The sequence below is a fragment of the Stenotrophomonas sp. STEN046 genome, assembly GCF_056759755.1.
Genome location: NZ_JBRRDR010000024.1, coordinates 1 through 20,950, shown reverse-complemented (window position 1 = coordinate 20,950; position 20,950 = coordinate 1). Strand labels below are relative to the sequence as shown.

Genomic DNA, 20,950 nt, shown 5'->3' with positions numbered 1-20,950 from the left:
GTGGTGCACGCGGATGCAGCGCGCCGGGGTTGGCGCGCGCTGGGCTTGGCGATCGCCCTGGCGCTGCCGGGGCTGGTGGCTGCGGCGCCGCCGCAAGCTGCCGGCCGCGTGGCCGCGACGGCAGCCAGCGAACCCGGCATGAGCATGGTGACATTCAACCTGCACCATGACCGCGAGGACTGGCCCAGCCGGCGCCGGACCATCCTGGCCGAGCTCAGGCGCCTGCAACCCGACGCCATCGCGTTGCAGGAAGTGATCCAGAAGCGCAGCGTGCGCAACCAGGCACAGTGGCTGGCCAGTCAGCTCGGCTACCAGTACGTGTTCGTTTCCACCGATCCGGTCGGCGCACCCAAGCGCTATGGCAACGCGCTGCTGACCCGGCGGCCGATCCAGGCCCGCGGTGAACACCTGTTGCTGCCCCGCGACGACTACCGCACCGTGGCTCATCTGCGCATCGATGTTCAGGGGCAGCCGGTGAATGTGTACGCCACCCACCTCAATGAACGCAGCGATGGCGTGGGGCAAGGGATCCGCCGTACCCAGGTCGAGGACCTGCTGCGCTTCATCAGTGCGACCGCTGCCGGGGCACCGGTGGTGATCGCCGGTGACTTCAATGCGCTGGTCGACGCGGGCGATCTGAGCGAACTGCGCAGCCACTACGGTGACAGCTACGGCAGCGTACACGTCAACACCGACCTGGCCGGGGTCAGTACGCTCAATCGCCATTACTTCCAGGCACCATCGCGGATCGACCACATCTTCTTCCAGCAGGACCAGATGGTCGCGCGCGAAGCAAAGATCCTGTTCGATCAGCCGGACGACGGTGGTCGTTGGGCCTCGGACCATTACGGCGTGTGGACCCGCCTGCAGTTCGCGCCAAAGCCCTGATGCACAGGTAGGCCAACCGCGGTTGGCACGCACCAGCAGCGCCGGCCCAGGTCGGCCACACCCAAGCGCACAAACAAAAACGGCGGGGATCATCGATCCCCGCCGTTTCGTTGTTGCTGGTTGAACGAAGATCAGACGGCAGGCGGGGTGCGCTTGCCGGCGTCTTCATCGTCCTCGCTGGCCTGTGCCTCGGCGGCCTGGGCGGCAGCATCGGCGTGGCCGTCAGCCACCGGGTCCACCGGGGCCGGCGTCACCGCATCGGCGATCGGCACAGCGGCTTCCACGGCCACCGGGGCTGCCGGCTGCGCGATGACCGGCGCGGCGTCAATCACGGCTTCCGGCTCGGTGGCCGGGGTGGCTGCAGCGACCGGTACGACGTCGGCCACCGGAGCGGCTTCCACGACCGGAGTCGTTTCAGCGACCGGGGTTGCTTCGACAACCGGCGACTTTTCGACAACCGGCGCCGCTTCAACAACCGGTGCCGGCGCGACAACCGGCGAAACCGCGACCACTGCCGGGGCTTCAGCTGCCACCGGCTTCGGCTCGATCACCGCAGCCGCTTCGGGCGCCGGCTGCGCCGGCGTCGCTGCATCGATGACATCCAGCATGCTGGTCTGCACCGGCGATGGCGTTGCATCGGCCTTGGCCGCTGCAGCCACCGGCGCCGGCGCCTGCACGTCGGATACCGTCGCAGTGGCTGCGTCGACCACGGGGCTGCTTACTGCAGCCACCGGGGCGGCAGCGGCGGCGACCGCGACGGCGGCGCGTGCCGGCTTCCCGGCTTCGGCCGCGGCCGGCTCGGCTTCGTCATCGAAATCGAACTCGGGCTGCGAACGCGACGGCTGTGCCGCATTCACCGGGGCATCGACCGCAGCATGGGCAGTGCGCTCAACGGCATCGCCGTCGTTGTCATCGCCTTCGGCCTCGTCACCATCGTCCAGGTCATCACCCAGCACATCACCGCCTGCAGCGTTCTCGGCGCCACCACGACGACGACGACGACCGCCGCGACGGCCACGACGACGGCGGGTTGCGCCTTCGCCCGACGCGTCTGCCGTGGCATCGGTCGGTGCATCGTCACCGCTGGCTGCAGCATTCTCGCCCGTGGTTTCAACCGCCGCCGGGGCTTCTGCCGGAATGGCCGCTGCCACCGGGGCAGTTGCCGCGTCGACAGCAACCGGTGCGGTAGCTTCCTGGGCGGTGACCACATTGGCGGCCACTGCCGAGGCAGTCACCGCAACGGCGGCAGTCGCGGTATCGACAGCGGCTTCGACAGCCGCGCGCTGCGGCTTCTCGGCGGGCTTGTCTCCGTCCTGCTGCGGACGCGGCTGCTTGGGCTGCTTCAGCTTCGGCTGCTGGCCCTGGCCCTGGCCCTGCTCGTTGCGCGGCTTGTTCTGCTGCTGCGGCTGCTGCTGGGGATCCTTCTGCTGATCCTTCTGCTTGCCCTGCTGCGGCGGCTGCTGGGCATTGCCATTGGCCGGATTGGCGTTGCTGCCACCCTGACGGCCGTCCTTGCGCTGCTCACCGCGGTCCTTGCGGTTGCCGCCGTCCTTCTGCTGCTGCGCATTGCCATTGCCGCCATTGCCGCGGCTGTCCTCGCGACGGTCCTTGCGGTCCTTGTTGCGATCCTTGTGGCGGTCACGGCGGCCGCCGTCCTGCGGCTGGCGTGCGGCGGGGGCCGGTGCGGGCGCCGGTGCCGGCTCGCCGCCAAAGATGCGCTTCAGCCAGCCAACGACGCCACCACTGGCGGCGGCCGGAGCTGCTGCGACCACCGGTGCCGGAGCGGGAGCTGCAGCCGGTTCCACTTCCTCACGCACCGGGGCGGGGGAGTTGTGCTTGACCTGGGTCACCACCGGCGGCGGGATGTTCAGCTGGCCCTTGGTCAGGGCGTGCACCGGCAGCTTGCGCGGCGTGCCGCGCTGGTAGCTCGGCCTGCCACTTTCCTCGCCCAGCTCGTTGTCGCGCAGGCGGGTGACGGTGTAGTGCGGGGTGTGCAGCTGCTCATCGGCGACGATCACGATCGGCGCCTCGTGGCGCTGCTCGATCTCGCGCAGCGCGCTGCGCTTCTCGTTCAGCAGGTAGTTGGCGATCTCCACCGGGGCCTGTACCAGCACCTGCCCGGTGTTCTCCTTCATCGCATGCTCTTCAGCAACGCGGATGATCGACAGCGACAGCGACTCGACGCTGCGCATGCGGCCATGACCGTCGCAACGCGGGCAGACGATCTGGCTGGATTCGCCCAGGCTCGGGCGCAGGCGCTGGCGGCTCATTTCCAGCAGGCCGAAGCGCGAGATGCGGCCGACCTGCACGCGTGCACGGTCGTACTTCAGCGCGTTGGCCAGGCGGTTCTCGACCTCACGCTGGTGCTTGTTGGAGGCCATGTCGATGAAATCGATCACCACCAGGCCGCCCAGATCGCGCAGGCGCAACTGGCGGGCCACTTCCTCGGCCGCTTCCAGGTTGGTCTGGAACGCGGTGTCCTCGATGTCGCTGCCCTTGGTGGCGCGCGAGGAGTTGACGTCGACGGCGGTCAGCGCTTCGGTCTGGTCGACCACGATCGAGCCACCCGACGGCAGGCGCACGTTGCGCTCGTAGGCGCCCTCGATCTGCGATTCGATCTGGAAGCGGTTGAACAGCGGGATATCGTCCTTGTAATGCTTGAGCTTGCGCAGGGTCTGCGGCATCACCTGCTGCATGAACTCCTTGGCGTGCTCGTACATCTCCTCGGTGTCCACCAGGATCTCGCCGATGTCGGCGCGCAGGTAGTCACGCAGGGCGCGCACGATCAGGCGCGATTCCTGGTAGATCAGGAACGGGGCCGGCTTGCTCAGGGCCGCTTCGGCGATCGCGCGCCAGACGTTCAGCAGGTAATCCAGATCCCACTGCAGCTCTTCCGCGTCGCGGCCAACGCCGGCGGTACGGATGATGACGCCCATTTCGTCGGGGATGTTCAGCTTGTCCAGGGCGTCCTTCAGGGCGGCCCGGTCTTCGCCTTCAATGCGACGGGAGACACCGCCGGCGCTGGGCGAGTTCGGCATCAGCACCATGTAGCGGCCAGCCAGGGAGATGAACGTGGTCAGGGCGGCGCCCTTGTTGCCACGCTCTTCCTTGTCGACCTGGACGACAATCTCCTGGCCTTCCTTCAGCAGTTCGCGGATACCGGCCTTGTTGTGGTCGACACCGGCCTGGAAGTAATCGCGGGAGATTTCCTTCAGCGGCAGGAAGCCATGGCGGCCACCACCGTATTCAACGAAGGCCGCTTCCAGCGAGGGCTCGATGCGGAAGATCCGGCCCTTGTAGATGTTGGACTTCTTCTGTTCCTTGGACGGCTGCTCGATGTCGATGTCATACAACGACTGGCCATCCACGATGGCAACACGCAGCTCTTCAGCCTGCGTGGCGTTGATCAGCATTCGCTTCATTGTTGCGTTCCTCGCAAGCGGCTACCGCGCGGAACGCCATGGAGTTTCGCCTCTGGACACGGTTCGCCGCCCATTCGCGCAAGCGCGGGGAGGGCGGCTTGGGTTTCCAGCGCTACGACACCACGGCAGGCCGCGGGAGCGCTTCAATTTTCTGGTTTTGGGTGTTGCAGGGCCGGAGGCAGCTGTCAGCCAGGCTGGAGCGCCGCACGGGACATGTTCAGCGCGACTGCGTGTCAGGCAATCGGCGATGGCCGGGAACGCCGGTGAGCCGCTAACATGGCCGCCCCGCGGGCGGTGGTCGCGCACTGTGCCGGATTCGTCGGAAGCTGGGCTTCTGGCCCTGAGTAACTTCCAACGAAATCAATCCCTTATCTCGCCCCCCGAGTGTAACAGAATAAACAGCCCGATGACTGCCCAAGACCCCACCACGCCGGCCGGCGACAAGCCTTCCGTGCGCATGATCACCGTTCCTGCCGATCGCGCAGGCCAACGCCTGGACAATTTCCTGCTCGGCCAGCTCAAGGGTGCCCCGCGCAGCCTGGTGTACAAGCTGGTCCGCAGCGGCCAGGTCCGCGTCAATGGCGGTCGCGCCAAGGCCGAGCGCAAACTGGAGGCCGGCGACGAAGTGCGTATCCCGCCGGTTCGTCTCGCCGAAGAGGGGGACAAGGCCGGCCCCCCGGAAGCGTTCATGCGCCGGCTGGAGCAGGCCATTGTTTTCGAGGACGCGCGCCTGCTGGCCCTGAACAAGCCGACCGGGGTCGCCAGCCATGGCGGCAGCGGCATCAGCTTCGGCGCCATCGAGACCCTGCGCGCACTGCGCCCGGGCCAGACCCTGGAGCTGGTCCATCGCCTGGACCGGGATACCTCGGGCCTGCTGATCGTGGCCAAGAAGCGCTCGGCGCTGAGTGAGCTGCAGGCGCTGCTGCGCGAGGACCATGGCGCCGGCATCCGCAAGCGCTACCTGACCCTGCTGGCCGGTCGCATGCCCGACGGGGTGATGACCGTCGATGCACCGCTGCATGTCGGCCTGCGCCAGGGTGGCGAGCGTCATGTGCAGGTCAACGCGATCGGCAAGGAATCGATCAGCCACTTCCGCGTGCTGGAGCGCAAGGGTGGGCATTCCTACTGCGAGGTGCGCATCGAGACCGGCCGCACGCATCAGATCCGCGTGCACGCCCAGCACCTGGGGCACCCGGTGGCCGGTGACGACAAGTACGGCGATCCTGCGGTCAACAAGCGGCTTCGTGAGCAGATCGGGCTGAAGCGCCTGTTCCTGCACGCGGCCTCGCTGGAGTTCGCGCTGGACGCGGGCAAGAGCCCGTACGTGCTGAACGCGCCGTTGGCCGATGAGCTGGTCGAGGCGCTGGATCGACTTCGCTGAAAATGATCAGGAAGCGCCGGGCCATGCCCGGCGGATGCGGGAAGAACTGTCGCCAGGCATGGCCTGGCGCTACCTGGGTTCGGTAGATCCACGCCATGCGTGGATGCGCCCTTCGGTGCCCCTCACCACTTGAACAGCACCAGGCTGATCGCCAGCGTGCCCATGCCGGCCACCAGCCCGTAGACCGTCTCGTGGCCCCTGGCATAGCGCTTGGCCGCCGGCAGCAGTTCATCCAGCGCCAGGAACACCATCACGCCTGCGATCAGCCCGAACACCCAGCCGAAGGTGGCGTGTGACAGCGACCCGGACAACAGTACGTAACCGATCGCCGCACCCACCGGCTCGGCCAGGCCCGACAGCAGGCTGGCGGTGAACGCATAGAGCTTGTTCTGGGTAGCGAAGTACACCGGCACCGCGATCGCGATGCCCTCGGGAATGTTGTGGATGGCGATGGCGAACGCCAGCGGCATGCCGACCGAGGGACTTTCCAGGGTGGCAAAGAAGGTCGCCAGGCCTTCCGGGAAGTTGTGCGCGGTGATCGCGATCGAGGTCAGCAGGGCGACCCGCTTCAGGTACTCGCGGCTGTTTTCGCGGAAGGCCGGGTCCTGCTTGTCCAGGCTGTCATGCGGGTTGGGAATGAAATGATCGATCAGCACGATCACCACCACACCCAGCAGGAAGGCGAGGGTGCCGTAGGTGAAGCCGGTGCGCTCGCCATAGGCCAGGGCGAACGAGGCAATGGACTTGTTGAGGATCTCCGACAGCGACACGTAGACCATCGCGCCGCCGGCAAAGGCCAGGCCGAAGGCCAGCAGGCGCGGGTTCGGGCGGCGCGAGAACAGCACCAGCAGGCTGCCGATGGATGTGGCCAGGCCCGCAGCAAGGGTGACCGCCAGGGCGATCCAGATGTTTTCGGGGGGAATCTGCAGCATGTACCGACGCAATCCTGGTCATCTGGGCAACCGCCCCGGCGGTGGCCGGGACGGCAAGGGCGAGGCGGGCGTCGGCTGGCCTCGTCGCTGTGGGGCGGTCAGCTGCCGCGGCGCAGGCTCTCTTCGATGGCGAAGCACTGGTCCGGCTTGGGTTGCGGCGGGTTGAAGCTGACCGGCACCTGGATGGTGGCCGGCACCGCTTCGCCATTGCGGGTGGCGGCCTTGAACTGCCAGCCCTGCACGGCGGTCTTTGCCAGTTCATCCAGCTGAGGGTTGCCGGCGCCGGTCAGCAGATTGACCTCGCTGGGCTTGCCGTCGGTGCCGATCACCACCTTGAACGTGCTGGTGCCACCCACGCCCATGCAGGCCAGCTCAAGCGGATACTGCGGCGGCGGTGTCTTCACCGCGGCCACTTCGGTGGGCGCTGCAGCCGGGGCTGCCGGCGGCTCGGAGGCACCGCAACCGGCCAGGCCGGCGGCGGCGAACAGGGACAGGCTCAGCAATCGCACGTTCATTTCACTTGCTCCGTCAGGGCCGAGGTCTTGGCCGCACAGATGAAGTCGTTCTCGCTCAGGCCGCCCACATCGTGGGTGGAGTAGCGCACGACGGCACGGTCATAGTGCACGCCGAGGTCCGGGTGGTGGTCCTCGCCGTGGGCGATCCAGGCCAGCGCGTTCACGAAGGCCATGGTCGCGTAGTAGTCCTTGAAGCGGAACGTGCGCACCAGCGCCTGGCCGGCCTCGGCCAGCTCCCAGCCGGGCACCTGCGGCAGCAGCTCGGCCAGGCGGGCCTCGCCCAGCTTGTGGTCGCTGCCTTTACGCGGCACGCAACGGGCCTGTGCCAGCGGAATCAGGTCGGACATGGGTTTTCCACCTCGTGTTGACTGAACAATGCGCCGGCCGGTGTATAAAACGAATGAGCGGCTAACGCTTACTTGGCTAGAATAGCCTGATGATCCAGATCTCCGACACTGCCCAGACCCATTTCCGCAAGCTGATCGAACGCGAGGGCGTGCCCGGCATGGGCGTGCGCTTGAGTGCGGTCGATCCTGGCACCTCGCGTGCCGACGCCCGGCTCGAGTTCGCCGAACCGGCCGACCTGCACGGCGACGAGTGGGCGGTCGACTGCGATGGCTTCACGCTCTATGTCGATTCCAGCAGCGTTGGCTGGCTCGACGGTGCGGAAATCGACATCGTGGCCAGCACCACCGGTACCCAGCAGCTGACCATCAAGGCCCCGCGGATCAAGGGTGAAGCGCCCGGTGATGCGGCCTCGCTGGTCGAGCGCGTGCATTGGGTGGTGGAAAACGAGGTCAACCCGCAGCTTGCCTCGCATGGCGGCAAGGTGGCCGTGCAGGAAGTTTCGGCCGACGGCGTGGTGCTGCTGCGCTTCGGCGGTGGCTGCCAGGGCTGCGGCATGGCGGATGTGACCCTCAAGCAGGGCATCGAGAAGACCCTGATGGGCCGCGTACCGGGTGTAACCGCCGTACGCGATGCCACCGACCACGACAGCGGCCACGCGCCGTATATTCCGCGCGGCAACGCGGCCTGACCGCCAACGCGTGCCTCTGCCCAGAGCCGAGCAACTCATCGACCTGCTGCTGGCGCGCCAGCAGCGACCGCCCATCCTTGAGAAGAAGACCGGCCTGCCGTACGGCTGGGCGATCTGGTTGCGCACGCTGACACCGTTGCCGCGCCCGTTCCACGCCCGCGAGGTGATCGCGGTGCTGCTGCCGCGGCCGTTGCTGGTGTCGCCCGGCAGGCTGCCAGCCCTTGGGCGCTGGGCCGCCGTGCGCCGCTTGTTCTGGCAGGACTGGGAGCCTGCACCCCGTGACCAGCGCTGGATGCGTTGGACCTCCGCGGTGGTCAGCGCGCTGCTGCATCTGCTGTTCTTCCTGCTGCTGCTGTGGGTGGCGGTGATCCGTACCACCTCGCCTGAAGAGGACGGTGCCGACGGCGAACGCGTGCAGATTGAATTTGTCGGCCGCGGTGCCCAGGAGGGCGGTGGCGAGCAATCAGGCGCGGAGGCCGCCGCCGCGTCGCCTGCCGGTGCCGCGGGCGAGGATGCCGGTGCGGCAACCGCCCCGCAACCACAGCCGCAGCCAGCGGCGGCCGCGCCGTCCCCTGCGGCGGCTGCAGCTGCGCCGGCTGCGCGCGTACCGCCGCCGGCCGAGGCCGAACCGGCGCCAGTGGCCACATCCCCACCGACACCGGTGCAGGCCACCGAGGTGGAGCAGGCAAGCACCGACTTCGTGGTACCACCGGTCGCGCTGCCGCGCACCGAGGTCAGCGTGGTTCCGCGCGACAACACACCCACCGTGCGCGAGCGCAGCGTGCAGCCGGTCCAGGCCGTGCCGATACCCGTGCCGGTGCCCGCTCCGTCGTTGCCGGTGCAGGCGCCACGCATCCGCGACGTGCAGGTGCAGGAGCGGGAGATCACCTCCGTTGAAGCCCCGGTGGCTGCACCGGCGGTGCGCAGTGCCGAAGTGCAGATCCGCGTGCCGCAGCGGGACGTGCAGGTGCGGGAACGCGAAGTACAGGCGGTGACTGATCCGCAGGTGCGCATGGCCACGGTGGCGGGGCGCGCACCAAGCGTGCGCGCTCCTGTTGGCAGGGACGTGCAGGTGCGCGAGCGTGCGGTTTCGGCCGCGCCGGCACCGTCAGCATCGACTTCCGATGCAAGCGCGACGACGCCGGTACCGGCGCCCTCTGCCGCGTCCTCGCAGAACAACGCACGCACGTCGCGTCCGGCGACCGCCGCTGCCGCTGCACAGGCGGGTGCGCGTCCAGCGCCGACACCTGGCAACTGGGCGACGCCGGCACGTGGCGACGACTGGGGTGCCTCCAGCCGCAACCGGGATGGCGCCACGCAGGGCGCGGCACACGCCAGCAGCACCGGCAAGGGTGACGGCCTGTTCAATGCAGATGGAAGCGTGCGGGTGGCAGGCCAGGACGGCGCCGGCCAGGTCGAGCGCGGTGCTCCGGGCGGTGCCAACGATGGCTGGAGCAAGGAGCGTATCGCCGAGTCCGGAAAATGGTTGAAGCGGCCGCCCTACGATTACACGCCTACCTCGTTCGACAAGTACTGGGTGCCACAGGAATCACTGCTGGCCGAATGGGTGCGCAAGGGTGTCAAGGCGATGGAAATTCCGCTACCTGGCACCAGCACGAAGATTTCCTGCGTGATCTCGATCCTGCAGGCAGGTGGTGGCTGTGGCCTGACCGATCCGAACATGCAGGACCAGCCGGCAGTGGCGCGGCCGCCGCCGGATATCCCGTTCAAGAGAGAGCTGCAGGAAGACAATGGGAGCCGCTAGCGGCTCCCATTGTCCACGCATGTTTCCTTATCCCCGCGCCGTTGGCGCGCCCCCTTGAACAACAAGGGGGCTCCTCGCCGGAGCCATTGCGGGCGGGGCGGCGGATTGCTTGGTAGATGCCAGCCTTGGTTGGCAGGAGTGCCGACCAAGGTCGGCCTCTACCGGAGCATTGCGTCTATTCGCGCTGCGCCAGGAACACCCAGAACGGCACGTCGCGGCCCAGCCAATCACGGCTGGCTTCATCCAGAATGTCCAGCAGGGTGTCGAAATCCTTGCCGGCGCCGGCACGCAGCGCATCGACATCGGCCAGGAACAACGCGTAGCCGTTGGCCGGCAGCCACTGCAGGTCGCGCAGGTTGTCCGACAGCGCATCCCAGTTGCCGCCGAAGCCCGCGGGGAAATCCATCTGCGCCGCCAGCCGCGCCAGCAGGGTGCGCTTGTCGCTCACGCCTTCCAGATCGATCCGTATCACCTTCAGGTCGGCGTCGCGCATCGCTGCCGCCAGCGCGCCGATGTCGCCGCTGTCGATGGCATAGACGCCGGCATTGTTGATGTCATGCAGGCCGAGGCCGAAATCATCGTGGCTCATTGACGTTCTCCGGAGGCCGGTACGGTGAAGCTGCGGAATGATTGGTAATGGTCGTCGGTGTAGTACCAGGCATCCGGCGGTTCGCCGCCGGTCACGATCCGGCGCGCGCCGCGGTTGCCTGCTCCGGGGGTATCGACGGTGTACTCGCGGTAATAGCCGCGCGGACGCTGCGGCAGTTGCTGTTCGCGGTTGCCGAAGGTGCTGCCGTCCTGGCGGTGCGGGAACGGGCCGCCGCGCTGGATCAGGGCGATGGTCTGTCGGGCCTCGGCCGGCAGGAACGCCGGCAAGCCATTGGCGGTGCTGCTGCTGCGCGCAGGCGCGGCGCTGGCCGACGGCGTGTTCTGCAGCCCGGGCGCGAACTGTGGCGGTGGCGGCCGCTGCAGGAAATGATTGACGACCAGCCCGAGCAGCAGCAGGGCGATGGCGGTGATCAACAGCCGGGGGTTGCGCATGGGCAGGAGCAGGCAAGGGGAGTGCAGGCACTGTAGCGCCTGTGCGCTGCACGATGCATGAGGGCGACATCGCCTCACCATGGCGTAACAATTGTCGGCATGCTCACCGGCAGGACGCAATTTCCTTTACATCCCCCTTGGTAATCTTGCGTTCTGTCCCCATCATTCACCGCGCACCGCCCGACGATGCCGTCGGGTGCCCTCGCTATCAGGAGATGCATCATGGCCTACACCCTGCCCAAGCTGCCCTACGCCTACGACGCGCTGGAACCGCATATCGATGCGGCGACGATGGAAATCCATCACACCAAGCATCACCAGACCTACATCAACAACGTCAACGCTGCGCTGGAAGGCACCGAGTACGCCGACCTGCCGGTCGAAGAACTGGTGAAGAAGCTGAAGTCGCTGCCGGAGAACCTGCAGGGCCCGGTGCGCAACAACGGTGGCGGCCACGCCAACCATTCGCTGTTCTGGACCGTGATGGCTCCGAACGCTGGTGGCAACCCGGTGGGTGATGTGGCCAAGGCGATCGACAAGGACCTGGGCGGTTTCGACAAGTTCAAGGATGCCTTCACCAAGGCTGCCCTGACCCGTTTCGGCAGTGGCTGGGCGTGGCTGAGCGTGACCCCGGACAAGAAGGTCGTGGTCGAAAGCAGCGGCAACCAGGACAGCCCGCTGATGGAAGGCAACACGCCGATCCTCGGCCTGGACGTGTGGGAACACGCCTACTACCTGAAGTATCAGAACCGTCGCCCGGAATACATCGGCGCGTTCTTCAACGTCATCGACTGGAACGAAGTCGAGCGTCGTTACCAGGAAGCGATCGCCTGATCGCGGTGACGGAATGAAATGAAAAGGCCGGGGGAGACCCCGGCCTTTTTGTTTGCCTGCCGATGCATCCGCCGGGCATGGCCCGGCGAGCGCAGCGCAACGGTTATTCGGTGGTTGCCGGTACACCCTGCAGGCGCAGCGTTGCCATCACGCCCAGGCGCAGGCCGGGCAGGTCGCCGTCGGCGGGAAGCGCGATCGCCTGCTGGCGGATGCCGCCGAAATGCTTGACCTGGAACAGCACGTCCAGGCCATGCCCGCTGGCGCCGCCTCCGCTGGCCGCCGCTTCCGGGCGGCCGCCGGGGTTGCGGCGGGCCGGCTGGAAACCGGGCGTGCTGCGTACCAGTTCGACGGTGCTTGCGGAAAAATCGCCTGCAATCAAGCTGGGCATGCCGTCGGCCGTCGCGCTGATCCAGGTCATCAGGTCGCTGGTCTGGTGCAGTCGTGCGGTGGCGTCATCCGGATCCGGGCGCAGCCGGGCGACATACACGTTGATGTCATCCTCGCCCAGGCGCAGGCGCATCATGCCGGCCGCGCTGAAGGTGCCGGGGGGATGCAGCAGCGTGACGCCATCTTCGCTGACCGGCAGCCGGGTCAGCATCGCATTGCCGTGCCGGATCGCTTGGCTGGGCGGGTCGGCAGTGACGAAATCGCAGCTGTAGCGCAGGCGGCTGGCCAACCAGCATGCTGGGTTGCGCCCTTGCTGCTGCAGCACCTGTTGCACCGAGATGACATCCGGCTGCAGGCTGCCCAGCAGCTGCAGCACCTGTTCGCGGCGCTGCTTCCACTGGCCTTCGTCGCGGCTGGGCAGCTCCAGCGCAGCGACGGTCAACTGGCGCACTTCCACGGCCGTGCCTGTGGCCGGCGGTGCCTGCGGCCGTGCAAACGCCGGCATCGCCAGCAGCAGGGCAAGGCAGCTGAGCACGATGCGGGCAGAGGGGTGGGGGCGCATAACGATAAGTTTACGCTTTTGTCGTGGAGGTTCCGTGACTTCCGGCAGGGCCGGGCATGCCTGCCATGCTTTGGCGCGGCTGTCATGCAGCCCTGCAGCGTGCTTCGGGCGCACAGGTTCCGGTACTCTTGCGCCTTTCGTTTTGCAGGAATGCCTTACAGGATGAGCCACGACGCAGTCGCCCCCATCGCCGGCCAGGGAAAGATGCCGCGCCAGATCCCGTACATCATCGGCAATGAGGCCTGCGAGCGGTTCAGTTTCTACGGGATGCGCAACATCCTGGTGCAGTTCCTGATCACCTCGCTGCTGCTGCAGGAAATCACTGCAGAGGGCCGCGCCGGTGAAGCCAAGGACATCATGCACAGCTTCATGATCGGCGTGTATTTCTTCCCGCTGCTCGGTGGCTGGCTGGCCGACAGGTTCTTCGGCAAGTACCACACCATCCTCTGGTTCAGCCTGGTCTACTGCGTGGGCCACCTGTGCCTGGCGCTGTTCGAGGGCAGCCGCGGTGGCTTCTTCCTCGGCCTGGGCCTGATCGCGCTGGGCGCCGGTGGCATCAAGCCGCTGGTGGCCTCGTTCATGGGCGACCAGTTCGACCAGAGCAACAAGCACCTGGCCAAGTTCGTATTCGATGCCTTCTACTGGATCATCAACTTCGGCTCGCTGTTCGCCTCGCTGCTGATCCCGCTGGTGCTGAAGAACTGGGGCCCGCAGTGGGCGTTCGGCATCCCGGGCATCCTGATGTTCATTGCCACCTTCGTGTTCTGGCTGGGCCGCAAGCGCTACGTGCTGGTGCCGCTGCCGCCGAAGGATCCGCATTCGTTCGCCAACGTGGTGCGCACGGCGCTGACCACGCGCATCGCCGGCCAGGGCCGTCCGGGCCTGGTCATCGCGATCACCGGCTTCGTGCTGGCAGTGGCTTCCTTCGGGCTGGTCGGTTCGCTGGGCATCGTCATCTGCCTGTGCCTGGCGCTGGTTGCGATCCTGGCAGGCGTGGGTGGCGGCACCTGGCTGCAGCTGGACCGCGCCCGCGGCCAGCATCCGGCCGAGGCGGTGGAGGGCGTGCGCTCGGTGCTGCGCGTGCTGGTGATCTTCGCCCTGACCACGCCGTTCTTCTCGCTGTTCGACCAGAAGGCATCGACCTGGGTGCTGCAGGGCCAGCAGATGCAGATGCCGAGCTGGTTCACCGCCTCGCAGATGCAGGCGCTGAACCCGCTGCTGGTGATGATCCTGATTCCGTTCAACAACCTGGTGCTGTATCCAACCCTGCGCCGCTTCGGCTTCGAGCCGACCGCGCTGCGCCGGATGACCGCCGGCATCGCCTTCAGTGGCCTGGCCTGGATCGTGGTAGGTGGCATCCAGGTGGTGATGGATGGCGGCAACGCGATGTCGATCTTCTGGCAGATGCTGCCCTACGCACTGCTGACCTTCGGTGAGGTGCTGGTGTCGGCGACCGGCCTGGAGTTCGCCTACAGCCAGGCGCCGCAGGCGATGAAGGGGGTGGTGATGAGTTTCTGGAACCTGACCACCACCATCGGCAACCTGTGGGTGCTGCTGTCCAACGCGGCGGTACGCAACGACACGGTGACCCACAAGATCGCCAGTACCGGCTTGAGCGAGGCGGCATTCCTGATGTTCTTCTTCGCCGGCTTTGCGTTCGTGGCGGCGTTGGCCTTCGGTTGGTATGCCAAGCGCTATCGTATGGTCGACAACTACCGTACCGCCTGAGCCTGACATGACCCCCGTCAATCTGCTGTTGATCGCCATCACCGCCATCCTGTCGTGGATGGCGTTCAACAACCGCAAGCTGGCCGACCGCCTGATCCTGTGGCCGCCGGCGGTGGACCGCCACCGCCAGTACGACCGCCTGGTCACCTATGGCTTCATCCACGCCGACTGGTCGCACCTGATCTTCAACATGATCACCCTGTTCTTCTTCGGGGGATTCATCGAGAGCGTGATGGTGCAGCTGACCGGCAGCTACCTGACCTATCCGGCGTTCTATATCGGGGCGCTGGTGGTTTCGATCCTGCCCAGCTACCTGAAGAACCAGAAGAATCCGAACTACCTGAGCCTCGGCGCGTCCGGTGCGGTGTCGGCGGTGCTGTTCGCCTTCATCCTGATCAAGCCGTGGTCGATCATCCTGGTGTTCTTCATCCCGGCACCGGCCATCGTGTACGCCGCGTTCTACGTCGGCTACAGCATCTGGATGGACAAGCGCGGCGGCGATCGCATCAACCACAGCGCGCACCTGGCAGGTGCCGCGTTCGGCGTGATCTTCATGCTGGCCATGCAGCCGAGCATCTTCACCCACTTCCTGCGTGAGCTGTCCAACCCGACCTTCCGCCTCGGCGGCGGTTGAGGTCTGGCGGGGTCGGATCCGATGGATCCGGCCCCCTCGGGGTCGCCGCCCCGATCCGGGTCAGGCCCGGGTTTCCTGCCCGTAGGTATCCAGCAGGCGGGAAAACACTTCCTCGCCGATGCTCTGGAACGCCTGGTCTTCAGTCTGGCCTTCCACGGCAAGCTGCAGCAGGCCCTCCAGCAGGGCGTGGTCAGGGTCGGTATGGGAATCGCTCGGGGTCATGACGGGCCTCCACGGCAGGTCGCAAAGTCAGCTTTCGCAAGGGCCATGCCAGCGTGGCGCACCCCTGCAGAGGGGTTAGCGGCAGCCCCGGCTGGAGCTTGAGGGGCAACAACTGACGTATTCGGCCGCGACTTGCCCCTGTTCAGGCTTCACGCGATCATGGCGCCCGCCTGCGCACCATCCACGCAGTCGCCGCAGGAGACAGTCCCATGGCTTCGGTCACGCCCCCCGGTCTGGCTTACGAGGTCGAACACGATCAGGCAAACCATCGTTTCACCGCGCATGTCCGCGGGCAGGTGGCACTGCTGGAGTACCAGATCAAACGCAGGCGGATGGTCATTACCCACACCGAGGTGCCCGAGGCGATTGCCGGGCGCGGCATTGCCGGTGAGTTGACCCGCGTTGCGCTGCGGTTCGCCCGCGAGAAGAAATACAAGGTCGTGCCGGCATGTGCCTACGCCGAGGCGTTCCTGCAGCGGCACGAGGAATATCACGATCTATTGGTAGGCTGAATCCAGCGGGCCACGCTTCAGCCAGGGCAGGCGATGATGTATGAACATGAACAGGGGATCCCGATGAAGATTGGAAACAACCGGCCACTGCGCGCGAGCGTGCTGGCCGGCGCGGTGGGCGTGTTGCTGCTGGCGGGTTGCCAGCGTGAAAACGAGGCGGCACCGGCCGCCGACGCAGCGCCTGCGGTCGACGCTCCGGCCGTCGCACAGGCGCCTGCCGCGGAAGCACCGCTGGACCTGCGCGACGTGATCGAGAACAACGAACGCGAAGTGGTCGGGATCAGCTACCCGGCAGGTATCGACCGCTACCCGGGCCTGGCGCGTGCGCTGCAGGACTACGCTACCGCTGCGCGCAGCGACCTGCAGCAGGCGCTGGACGGGTTGGGCAACGACAAGCCGACCATGCCGTACGAGCTTTCCCTGAGTTTCGAGAAGCTGCTGGAAACCCCGCAACTGGTGGTGGTGAGTGCCGATGGCAGCCGCTATACCGGTGGCGCCCACGGCGAGCCGTTGGTGGCGCGTTTTGTCTGGCTGCCGGCCCAGCAGCAGATGCTGAGTGCCGACAAGCTGGTGGCCGACGCCAAGGGCTGGAAGGCGATCAGCGATTTCGTCGCCGATCAGCTGCGCGAGCGCGTGGCCACCCGCCTGAGCGGTGAGGACATGGACCCGGCCCAGCTGCAGGAATCACTGCGCAATGCGTCGCGGATGATTGCCGATGGCACCGGGCCGCAGGCCGACAATTTCAGCCAGTTCCAGCCGGTCACCGATCCGCAGGGCCATATCACCGCGCTGCGTTTCGTATTCCCGCCCTACCAGGTGGGTCCATACTCGGATGGCACCCAGACTGCCGATGTGCCGGCGGCGGTGCTGTTGCCACACGTGGCCAAGGACTACGTGGAGCTGTTCGCACGCGGGTAACCGCAGAGGCAGGAGGAGGCGTGGATACAGGGTTGCAGGAGCGGGTTGCCGGCCTGCTCCAGGAAGCCGGGGTCCAGATCGATGGAACCCGGCCGCAGGATATCCAGGTGCATGACCCGCGCTTTTTCGCGCGGGTCATGGCGCACGGCTCGCTCGGGCTGGGCGAAAGCTACATGGACGGGTGGTGGGATGCCAACGTCCTGGATGAATTTCTTGTCCATCTGATGCAGGCGCATCTGGACGAGCGCGTGCATGGCTGGCGTGAGGTGGCAGACGCCTTGAAGGCGCGGCTGTTCAATCTGCAGGCCGGCCAGCGCAGTTATGAAGTGGGCCGCCGCCATTACGACCTCGGCAATGATCTGTACCAGGCGATGCTTGGCCGGCGCCTGGTGTACAGCTGCGGCTACTGGCGCCATGCCGATGAGCTCGATGCCGCGCAGGAAGCCAAGCTGGATCTGGTCTGCCGCAAGCTCGGGCTGCGTCCCGGTCAGCGCGTGCTTGATATCGGTTGTGGCTGGGGCGAGGCGCTGAAGTTCGCCGCCGAGCGCTACGGTGTCAGCGGGGTCGGGGTGACCATATCGCAGGAGCAGGCCGATTTCGCCCGTGAGCTGTGCGCCGGGCTGCCGATCCAGATCCGCCTGCAGGATTACCGCGAACTGGATGAGCCATTCGACGCGGTGTTCTCGATCGGCATGTTCGAACATGTCGGCGACAAGAACTACAGCAGCTTCTTCGAGGTGGCACGTCGCTGCCTGTCATCGCGCGGGCTGCTGCTGTTGCACAGCATCGGCAGCAACATCTCGCGGCATCGCACCGATCCCTGGATCGCGCGCTACATCTTCCCCAATTCCATGCTGCCGTCGGCGGTGCAGATCACCAGGGCCTTCGAAGGGCACTTCGTGCTTGAGGACTGGCACAACTTCGGTGCCGACTATGACCTGACCCTGCAGGCGTGGCGACGCAACGTCGAGGCGACGTGGCCGGCCCTGGACGCGCAGCGCTACGACGAGCGCTTCCGTCGCTTGTGGCGGTTCTACCTGGCGGGGTCGATGGCAACGTTCCGTAGCCGGCATGCGCAGCTGTGGCAGCTGGTGCTGTCGCCGCAGGGCGTACCGGGTGGCTACGTGGCGCCGCGCTGACCGGAACGGGCATGCACGCATGGCGTGGATCCACGGGAACCACGCAGCCAGGCGGTAGATCCATGCCATGCGTGGATGGCGCACAAGAAAAACCGCCCGGTTTCCCGGGCGGTTTTCATTTCACACTACCGCACTGGCAATCAGTTGCCGGCGCCGGTCAGGCCACGCTTTTCCAGCAGCGGTTCGATCTGCGGCTCGTGGCCGGCGAAATCGCGGAACAGCTGCATCGCATCCACGCTGCCGCCCTTGGACAGCAGGGTCGCGCGGAAATGGTCGCCGTTCTTGCGGCTCAGGCCACCGTTGTCGTTGAACCACTTCTGGGTGTTGGCGTCGAGCACCTCCGACCAGATGTAGGCGTAGTAGCCGGCCGAGTAGCCGCCCATGATGTGGCTGAAGTACGGGGTCTTGTAGCGCGGCGGGACCGGCGCGTAGTAGATGCCGTCCTTCTCCAGCGCGGCGCGCTCGAAGGCCATCACGTCCTTGGCGGCCGGCACCTGGTCCGGGCCGATCTGGTGCCAGCGCTGGTCCAGCATGGCCGCACCCAGATATTCGGTGGTGGCAAAGCCCTGGTTGAACTTGGCCGCCGCCAGCACCTTGTCCAGCAGCGCCTGCGGCATCGCCGAACCGTTCTGGTAGTGCTTGGCGTAGTTCTTCAGGATGGCCGGGTTGTCGGCCCACATCTCGTTGACCTGCGAGGGGAACTCGACGAAGTCGCGCGGCACGGCGGTGCCCGAGAAGTACGGGTACTTCACGTTGGAGAACATGCCGTGCAGGGCGTGGCCGAACTCGTGGAAGGTGGTGCTCACCTCATCCCAGGTCAGCAGGGTCGGCTGGCCGGCCGGCGGCTTGGGGATGTTGAGGTGGTTGGCGACCACCGGCTTGAAGCCGGTCAGCTTGGACTGCGAGACGTACGAGTTCATCCATGCACCGCCACGCTTGGAGGCGCGTGCGTACGGATCGAAGATGAAGATCGCCAGCTGGCTGCCGTCGGCATCGAACACGTCGTAGACGGTGACGTCGTCGTGGTAGACCGGCAGGTCGGTGCGCTGCTTGAAGGTCAGGCCGAACTCCTGGCCGGCCGCGTAGAACACGCCGTTCTCCAGCACGTTCTTCATTTCGAAGTACGGCTTCAGCTGCGATTCGTCGAAGTTGTACTTGGCCTGGCGCACCTTCTCGCTGTAGAACGCCCAGTCCCACGGCTCAAGGGCGAAGGTCTTCTTGCCGGCGGCCTTCTGTTCCTTGTCGATCATCGCCTGCAGGTCGGCGGCTTCGCGCTTGGCGTTGGCCACGGCGGCCGGGGCCAGCTTGCCCAGCATCGCGTTGACCGCTTCGGGGGTCTTGGCGGTCTGGTTGGTCAGGTTGTAGGCGGCAAAGTTCGGGAAGCCCATCAGCTTGGCCTTGTCGGCACGCAGCTGCATGATGCGCGACACCAGCGCGGTGTTGTCGAAGTCACCGCCGCGGCTGCCGCGGGTGGTGGAGGCTTCGTAGATCTTCTGGCGCAGGGCGCGGTTGGCCAGGTTGGTCAGCGGCGGCTGGCCGGTGGTGTTGAGCAGGGTGATCACGTACTTGCCGTCCAGGCCACGGGCCTTGGCGGCTTCGGCAGCGGCAGCGATCTGCTCCTTGGACAGGCCGTCCAGCTCCTTGACGTCGTTGACGGTGATCGCCGAGGCGTTCACTTCAGACTGCACGTTCTGGCTGAACTTGGTGCCCAGGTTGGCCAGTTCGGCGTTCATTTCCTTCAGCTTGGTCTTGTCAGCCTCGGACAGCTTGGCGCCGGCGCGCACGTAGTTGTCGTAGTACTTCTCGACCAGGCGCACGCCTTCGGCGTCCAGGCCCAGGGTGGTGCGGCTGTCGTACAGGGCCTGGATGCGGGCGAACAGCTTGCCGTTCAGCGCGATCGCATCGCTGTGCGCGGCGAACTTCGCCGAGTAGTCGGCCTGCAGCTTCTTGCGGGTGTCGTTGGTGTCGGCGCCGACCAGGCTGAAGAACACGGTGGTCGCGCGATCCAGGGTGTCACCGCTCTTTTCCAGGGCGATGATGGTGTTGTCGAAGGTCGGCTTGGCCTTGGTGTTGGCGATGGCCTCCACTTCCTTCAGCTGCTGCGCCATGCCGGCGTCGAAGGCCGGGGCGAAGTCGCTGTCCTTGATCTTGTCGAACTGCGGGAAGTGCAGCGGCAGGGGGCTGTCGGCGAAGAACGGGTTGGCCTGCTGGGCGTTGCTGGCGGCGGCCGGGGTGGCGGCGCTGGCAGCGTAGGCGGGCAGGGCAAGGCCGAGGGTCATGGCCACGGCAAGGGCAAGACGGGTGGTCAAGGTCGATACTCCGGTAAGGCAAACAAGGGCCCGAGGGTAACCCGGTCCGGCGCGCCCGCACTTGTGTCAAAAGGCATGCTGGCGCTGCCGCGCAGCCGTAGAACCACCCCATCGGTGGCGGCCCGGGTACCATGCAATCACCGCCCCTGGACCTGCCGTCATGCCCACCGCCTACGACTTCAGCTTCCGCGACCTCGATGGCCAGCCGCAGTCGCTGGCGCAGTACCAGGGGCGCCCCCTGCTGCTGGTCAACGTGGCCAGCCGCTGCGGTTTCACCCCGCAGTACACCGGGCTGGAGCAGCTGTGGCAGGACTACCGTGATCGCGGGCTGGTGGTGGTCGGCTTCCCCTGCAACCAGTTCGGCGCGCAGGAGCCGGGCGATGCCGCGCAGATCCGCCAGTTCTGCTCGCTCGACTACCCGGTCAGTTTCCCGCTGTCGCAGAAGATCGAGGTCAACGGCGCGGGCGCCGACCCGCTGTGGGCATGGCTGTCGCATGAAAAGCGCGGGCTGCTGGGAATTGCCAGGATCAAATGGAACTTCAGCAAGTTCCTGCTCGACCGCCAGGGCCAGGTGGTGGCGCGCTACGCGCCGACCACCACCCCGGAGCAGCTGCGCAGCGCGGTAGAAGCGCTGTTGTAGCGGGCCCCCGGGCGGGGCGGCCGGAGGCGCCGAGGGGGACGCGCGCGCGGGCCCCCGCGCGGCGGCGGCCGGCGTGTTGTAGAGA

General features: G+C 66.6%; 20 protein-coding genes. 11 read left to right on the top strand and 9 right to left on the bottom strand.

The window, feature by feature from the left end:
* Positions 1 to 888, top strand: coding sequence for an endonuclease/exonuclease/phosphatase family protein (locus ACVOLJ_RS12450; RefSeq protein WP_481564258.1), 888 nt, complete (start codon positions 1 to 3; stop codon positions 886 to 888).
* A gap of 131 nt (positions 889 to 1,019) precedes the next feature.
* Here the strand turns inward: ACVOLJ_RS12450 and ACVOLJ_RS12445 are convergent, their stop codons facing one another.
* Positions 1,020 to 4,310: an Rne/Rng family ribonuclease gene (locus ACVOLJ_RS12445; RefSeq protein WP_481564248.1), complete on the bottom strand. Its 3,291-nt coding sequence runs from the start codon at positions 4,308 to 4,310 to the stop codon at positions 1,020 to 1,022.
* Positions 4,311 to 4,716: 406 nt separating this feature from the next.
* Here ACVOLJ_RS12445 and ACVOLJ_RS12440 point away from each other — a divergent pair, with 406 nt between their 5' ends.
* Positions 4,717 to 5,691 carry an RluA family pseudouridine synthase gene (locus ACVOLJ_RS12440; protein WP_475281225.1) on the top strand — a complete coding sequence of 325 codons (975 nt, stop codon included), beginning with the start codon at positions 4,717 to 4,719 and terminating at the stop codon, positions 5,689 to 5,691.
* Between the two features lie 122 nt (positions 5,692 to 5,813).
* Here ACVOLJ_RS12440 and zupT read toward each other — a convergent pair whose 3' ends face one another.
* The 3 genes from zupT to ACVOLJ_RS12425 form a co-directional block, all read right to left on the bottom strand.
* Entirely contained in the window at positions 5,814 to 6,623 is an 810-nt protein-coding gene (gene zupT, locus ACVOLJ_RS12435; RefSeq protein ID WP_481564247.1) for a zinc transporter ZupT, read from the bottom strand.
* Between the two features lie 98 nt (positions 6,624 to 6,721).
* Positions 6,722 to 7,138, bottom strand: a complete 417-nt coding sequence (locus ACVOLJ_RS12430; protein WP_475281223.1) for an energy transducer TonB — start codon at positions 7,136 to 7,138, stop codon at positions 6,722 to 6,724.
* Positions 7,135 to 7,485 carry a 4a-hydroxytetrahydrobiopterin dehydratase gene (locus ACVOLJ_RS12425; protein ID WP_475281222.1) on the bottom strand — a complete coding sequence of 117 codons (351 nt, stop codon included), beginning with the start codon at positions 7,483 to 7,485 and terminating at the stop codon, positions 7,135 to 7,137. The genes ACVOLJ_RS12430 and ACVOLJ_RS12425 overlap by 4 nt, the downstream gene beginning before the upstream one ends.
* Before the next feature lie 89 nt (positions 7,486 to 7,574).
* Here ACVOLJ_RS12425 and ACVOLJ_RS12420 point away from each other — a divergent pair, with 89 nt between their 5' ends.
* Together ACVOLJ_RS12420 and ACVOLJ_RS12415 are read left to right on the top strand one after the other, a co-directional pair.
* Positions 7,575 to 8,174, top strand: coding sequence for an NfuA family Fe-S biogenesis protein (locus ACVOLJ_RS12420; RefSeq protein ID WP_481564246.1), 600 nt, complete (start codon positions 7,575 to 7,577; stop codon positions 8,172 to 8,174).
* Between the two features lie 10 nt (positions 8,175 to 8,184).
* The gene (locus tag ACVOLJ_RS12415) at positions 8,185 to 9,939 is read left to right on the top strand and encodes a hypothetical protein (RefSeq protein WP_481564245.1); all 1,755 of its coding nucleotides are present in this window, start codon (positions 8,185 to 8,187) and stop codon (positions 9,937 to 9,939) included.
* Positions 9,940 to 10,114: 175 nt separating this feature from the next.
* On the opposite strand, the gene ACVOLJ_RS12410 is transcribed toward ACVOLJ_RS12415, so the two are convergent.
* Positions 10,115 to 10,528: a barstar family protein gene (locus ACVOLJ_RS12410; protein WP_475281219.1), complete on the bottom strand. Its 414-nt coding sequence runs from the start codon at positions 10,526 to 10,528 to the stop codon at positions 10,115 to 10,117.
* The gene (locus ACVOLJ_RS12405; protein WP_475281218.1) at positions 10,525 to 10,980 is read right to left on the bottom strand and encodes a guanyl-specific ribonuclease; all 456 of its coding nucleotides are present in this window, start codon (positions 10,978 to 10,980) and stop codon (positions 10,525 to 10,527) included. The genes ACVOLJ_RS12410 and ACVOLJ_RS12405 overlap by 4 nt, the downstream gene beginning before the upstream one ends.
* A gap of 222 nt (positions 10,981 to 11,202) precedes the next feature.
* Between ACVOLJ_RS12405 and ACVOLJ_RS12400 the strand changes: the two genes are divergently transcribed.
* Complete coding sequence (locus ACVOLJ_RS12400; RefSeq protein ID WP_089236174.1) at positions 11,203 to 11,814, top strand: superoxide dismutase; 612 nt, start codon at positions 11,203 to 11,205, stop codon at positions 11,812 to 11,814.
* A 103-nt stretch (positions 11,815 to 11,917) separates the two neighbouring features.
* On the opposite strand, the gene ACVOLJ_RS12395 is transcribed toward ACVOLJ_RS12400, so the two are convergent.
* Complete coding sequence (locus ACVOLJ_RS12395; RefSeq protein ID WP_481564244.1) at positions 11,918 to 12,763, bottom strand: endonuclease/exonuclease/phosphatase family protein; 846 nt, start codon at positions 12,761 to 12,763, stop codon at positions 11,918 to 11,920.
* Positions 12,764 to 12,925: 162 nt separating this feature from the next.
* On the opposite strand from ACVOLJ_RS12395, the gene ACVOLJ_RS12390 reads away from it, so the two are divergent.
* Together ACVOLJ_RS12390 and ACVOLJ_RS12385 are read left to right on the top strand one after the other, a co-directional pair.
* Positions 12,926 to 14,491: a POT-type proton-dependent oligopeptide transporter gene (locus ACVOLJ_RS12390; RefSeq protein WP_475281216.1), complete on the top strand. Its 1,566-nt coding sequence runs from the start codon at positions 12,926 to 12,928 to the stop codon at positions 14,489 to 14,491.
* A gap of 7 nt (positions 14,492 to 14,498) precedes the next feature.
* Positions 14,499 to 15,125, top strand: coding sequence for a rhomboid family intramembrane serine protease (locus ACVOLJ_RS12385; protein ID WP_475281215.1), 627 nt, complete (start codon positions 14,499 to 14,501; stop codon positions 15,123 to 15,125).
* 60 nt (positions 15,126 to 15,185) lie between these two features.
* On the opposite strand, the gene ACVOLJ_RS12380 is transcribed toward ACVOLJ_RS12385, so the two are convergent.
* Positions 15,186 to 15,347: a hypothetical protein gene (locus ACVOLJ_RS12380; RefSeq protein WP_475281214.1), complete on the bottom strand. Its 162-nt coding sequence runs from the start codon at positions 15,345 to 15,347 to the stop codon at positions 15,186 to 15,188.
* Positions 15,348 to 15,556: 209 nt separating this feature from the next.
* Here ACVOLJ_RS12380 and ACVOLJ_RS12375 point away from each other — a divergent pair, with 209 nt between their 5' ends.
* From ACVOLJ_RS12375 to cfa, 3 genes are read left to right on the top strand one after another with little or no spacing between them, the layout of a single operon-like run.
* The gene (locus ACVOLJ_RS12375; RefSeq protein ID WP_475281213.1) at positions 15,557 to 15,859 is read left to right on the top strand and encodes a GNAT family N-acetyltransferase; all 303 of its coding nucleotides are present in this window, start codon (positions 15,557 to 15,559) and stop codon (positions 15,857 to 15,859) included.
* Positions 15,860 to 15,895: 36 nt separating this feature from the next.
* Positions 15,896 to 16,777: a DUF3298 and DUF4163 domain-containing protein gene (locus ACVOLJ_RS12370; protein ID WP_475281212.1), complete on the top strand. Its 882-nt coding sequence runs from the start codon at positions 15,896 to 15,898 to the stop codon at positions 16,775 to 16,777.
* Positions 16,778 to 16,797: 20 nt separating this feature from the next.
* Complete coding sequence (gene cfa, locus ACVOLJ_RS12365; protein ID WP_481564243.1) at positions 16,798 to 17,916, top strand: cyclopropane fatty acyl phospholipid synthase; 1,119 nt, start codon at positions 16,798 to 16,800, stop codon at positions 17,914 to 17,916.
* A gap of 140 nt (positions 17,917 to 18,056) precedes the next feature.
* Here cfa and ACVOLJ_RS12360 read toward each other — a convergent pair whose 3' ends face one another.
* Positions 18,057 to 20,225: a M3 family metallopeptidase gene (locus ACVOLJ_RS12360; RefSeq protein WP_481564242.1), complete on the bottom strand. Its 2,169-nt coding sequence runs from the start codon at positions 20,223 to 20,225 to the stop codon at positions 18,057 to 18,059.
* Between the two features lie 160 nt (positions 20,226 to 20,385).
* Here ACVOLJ_RS12360 and ACVOLJ_RS12355 point away from each other — a divergent pair, with 160 nt between their 5' ends.
* Complete coding sequence (locus ACVOLJ_RS12355) at positions 20,386 to 20,865, top strand: glutathione peroxidase (RefSeq protein ID WP_475281209.1); 480 nt, start codon at positions 20,386 to 20,388, stop codon at positions 20,863 to 20,865.
* Positions 20,866 to 20,950: the final 85 nt, after the last annotated feature.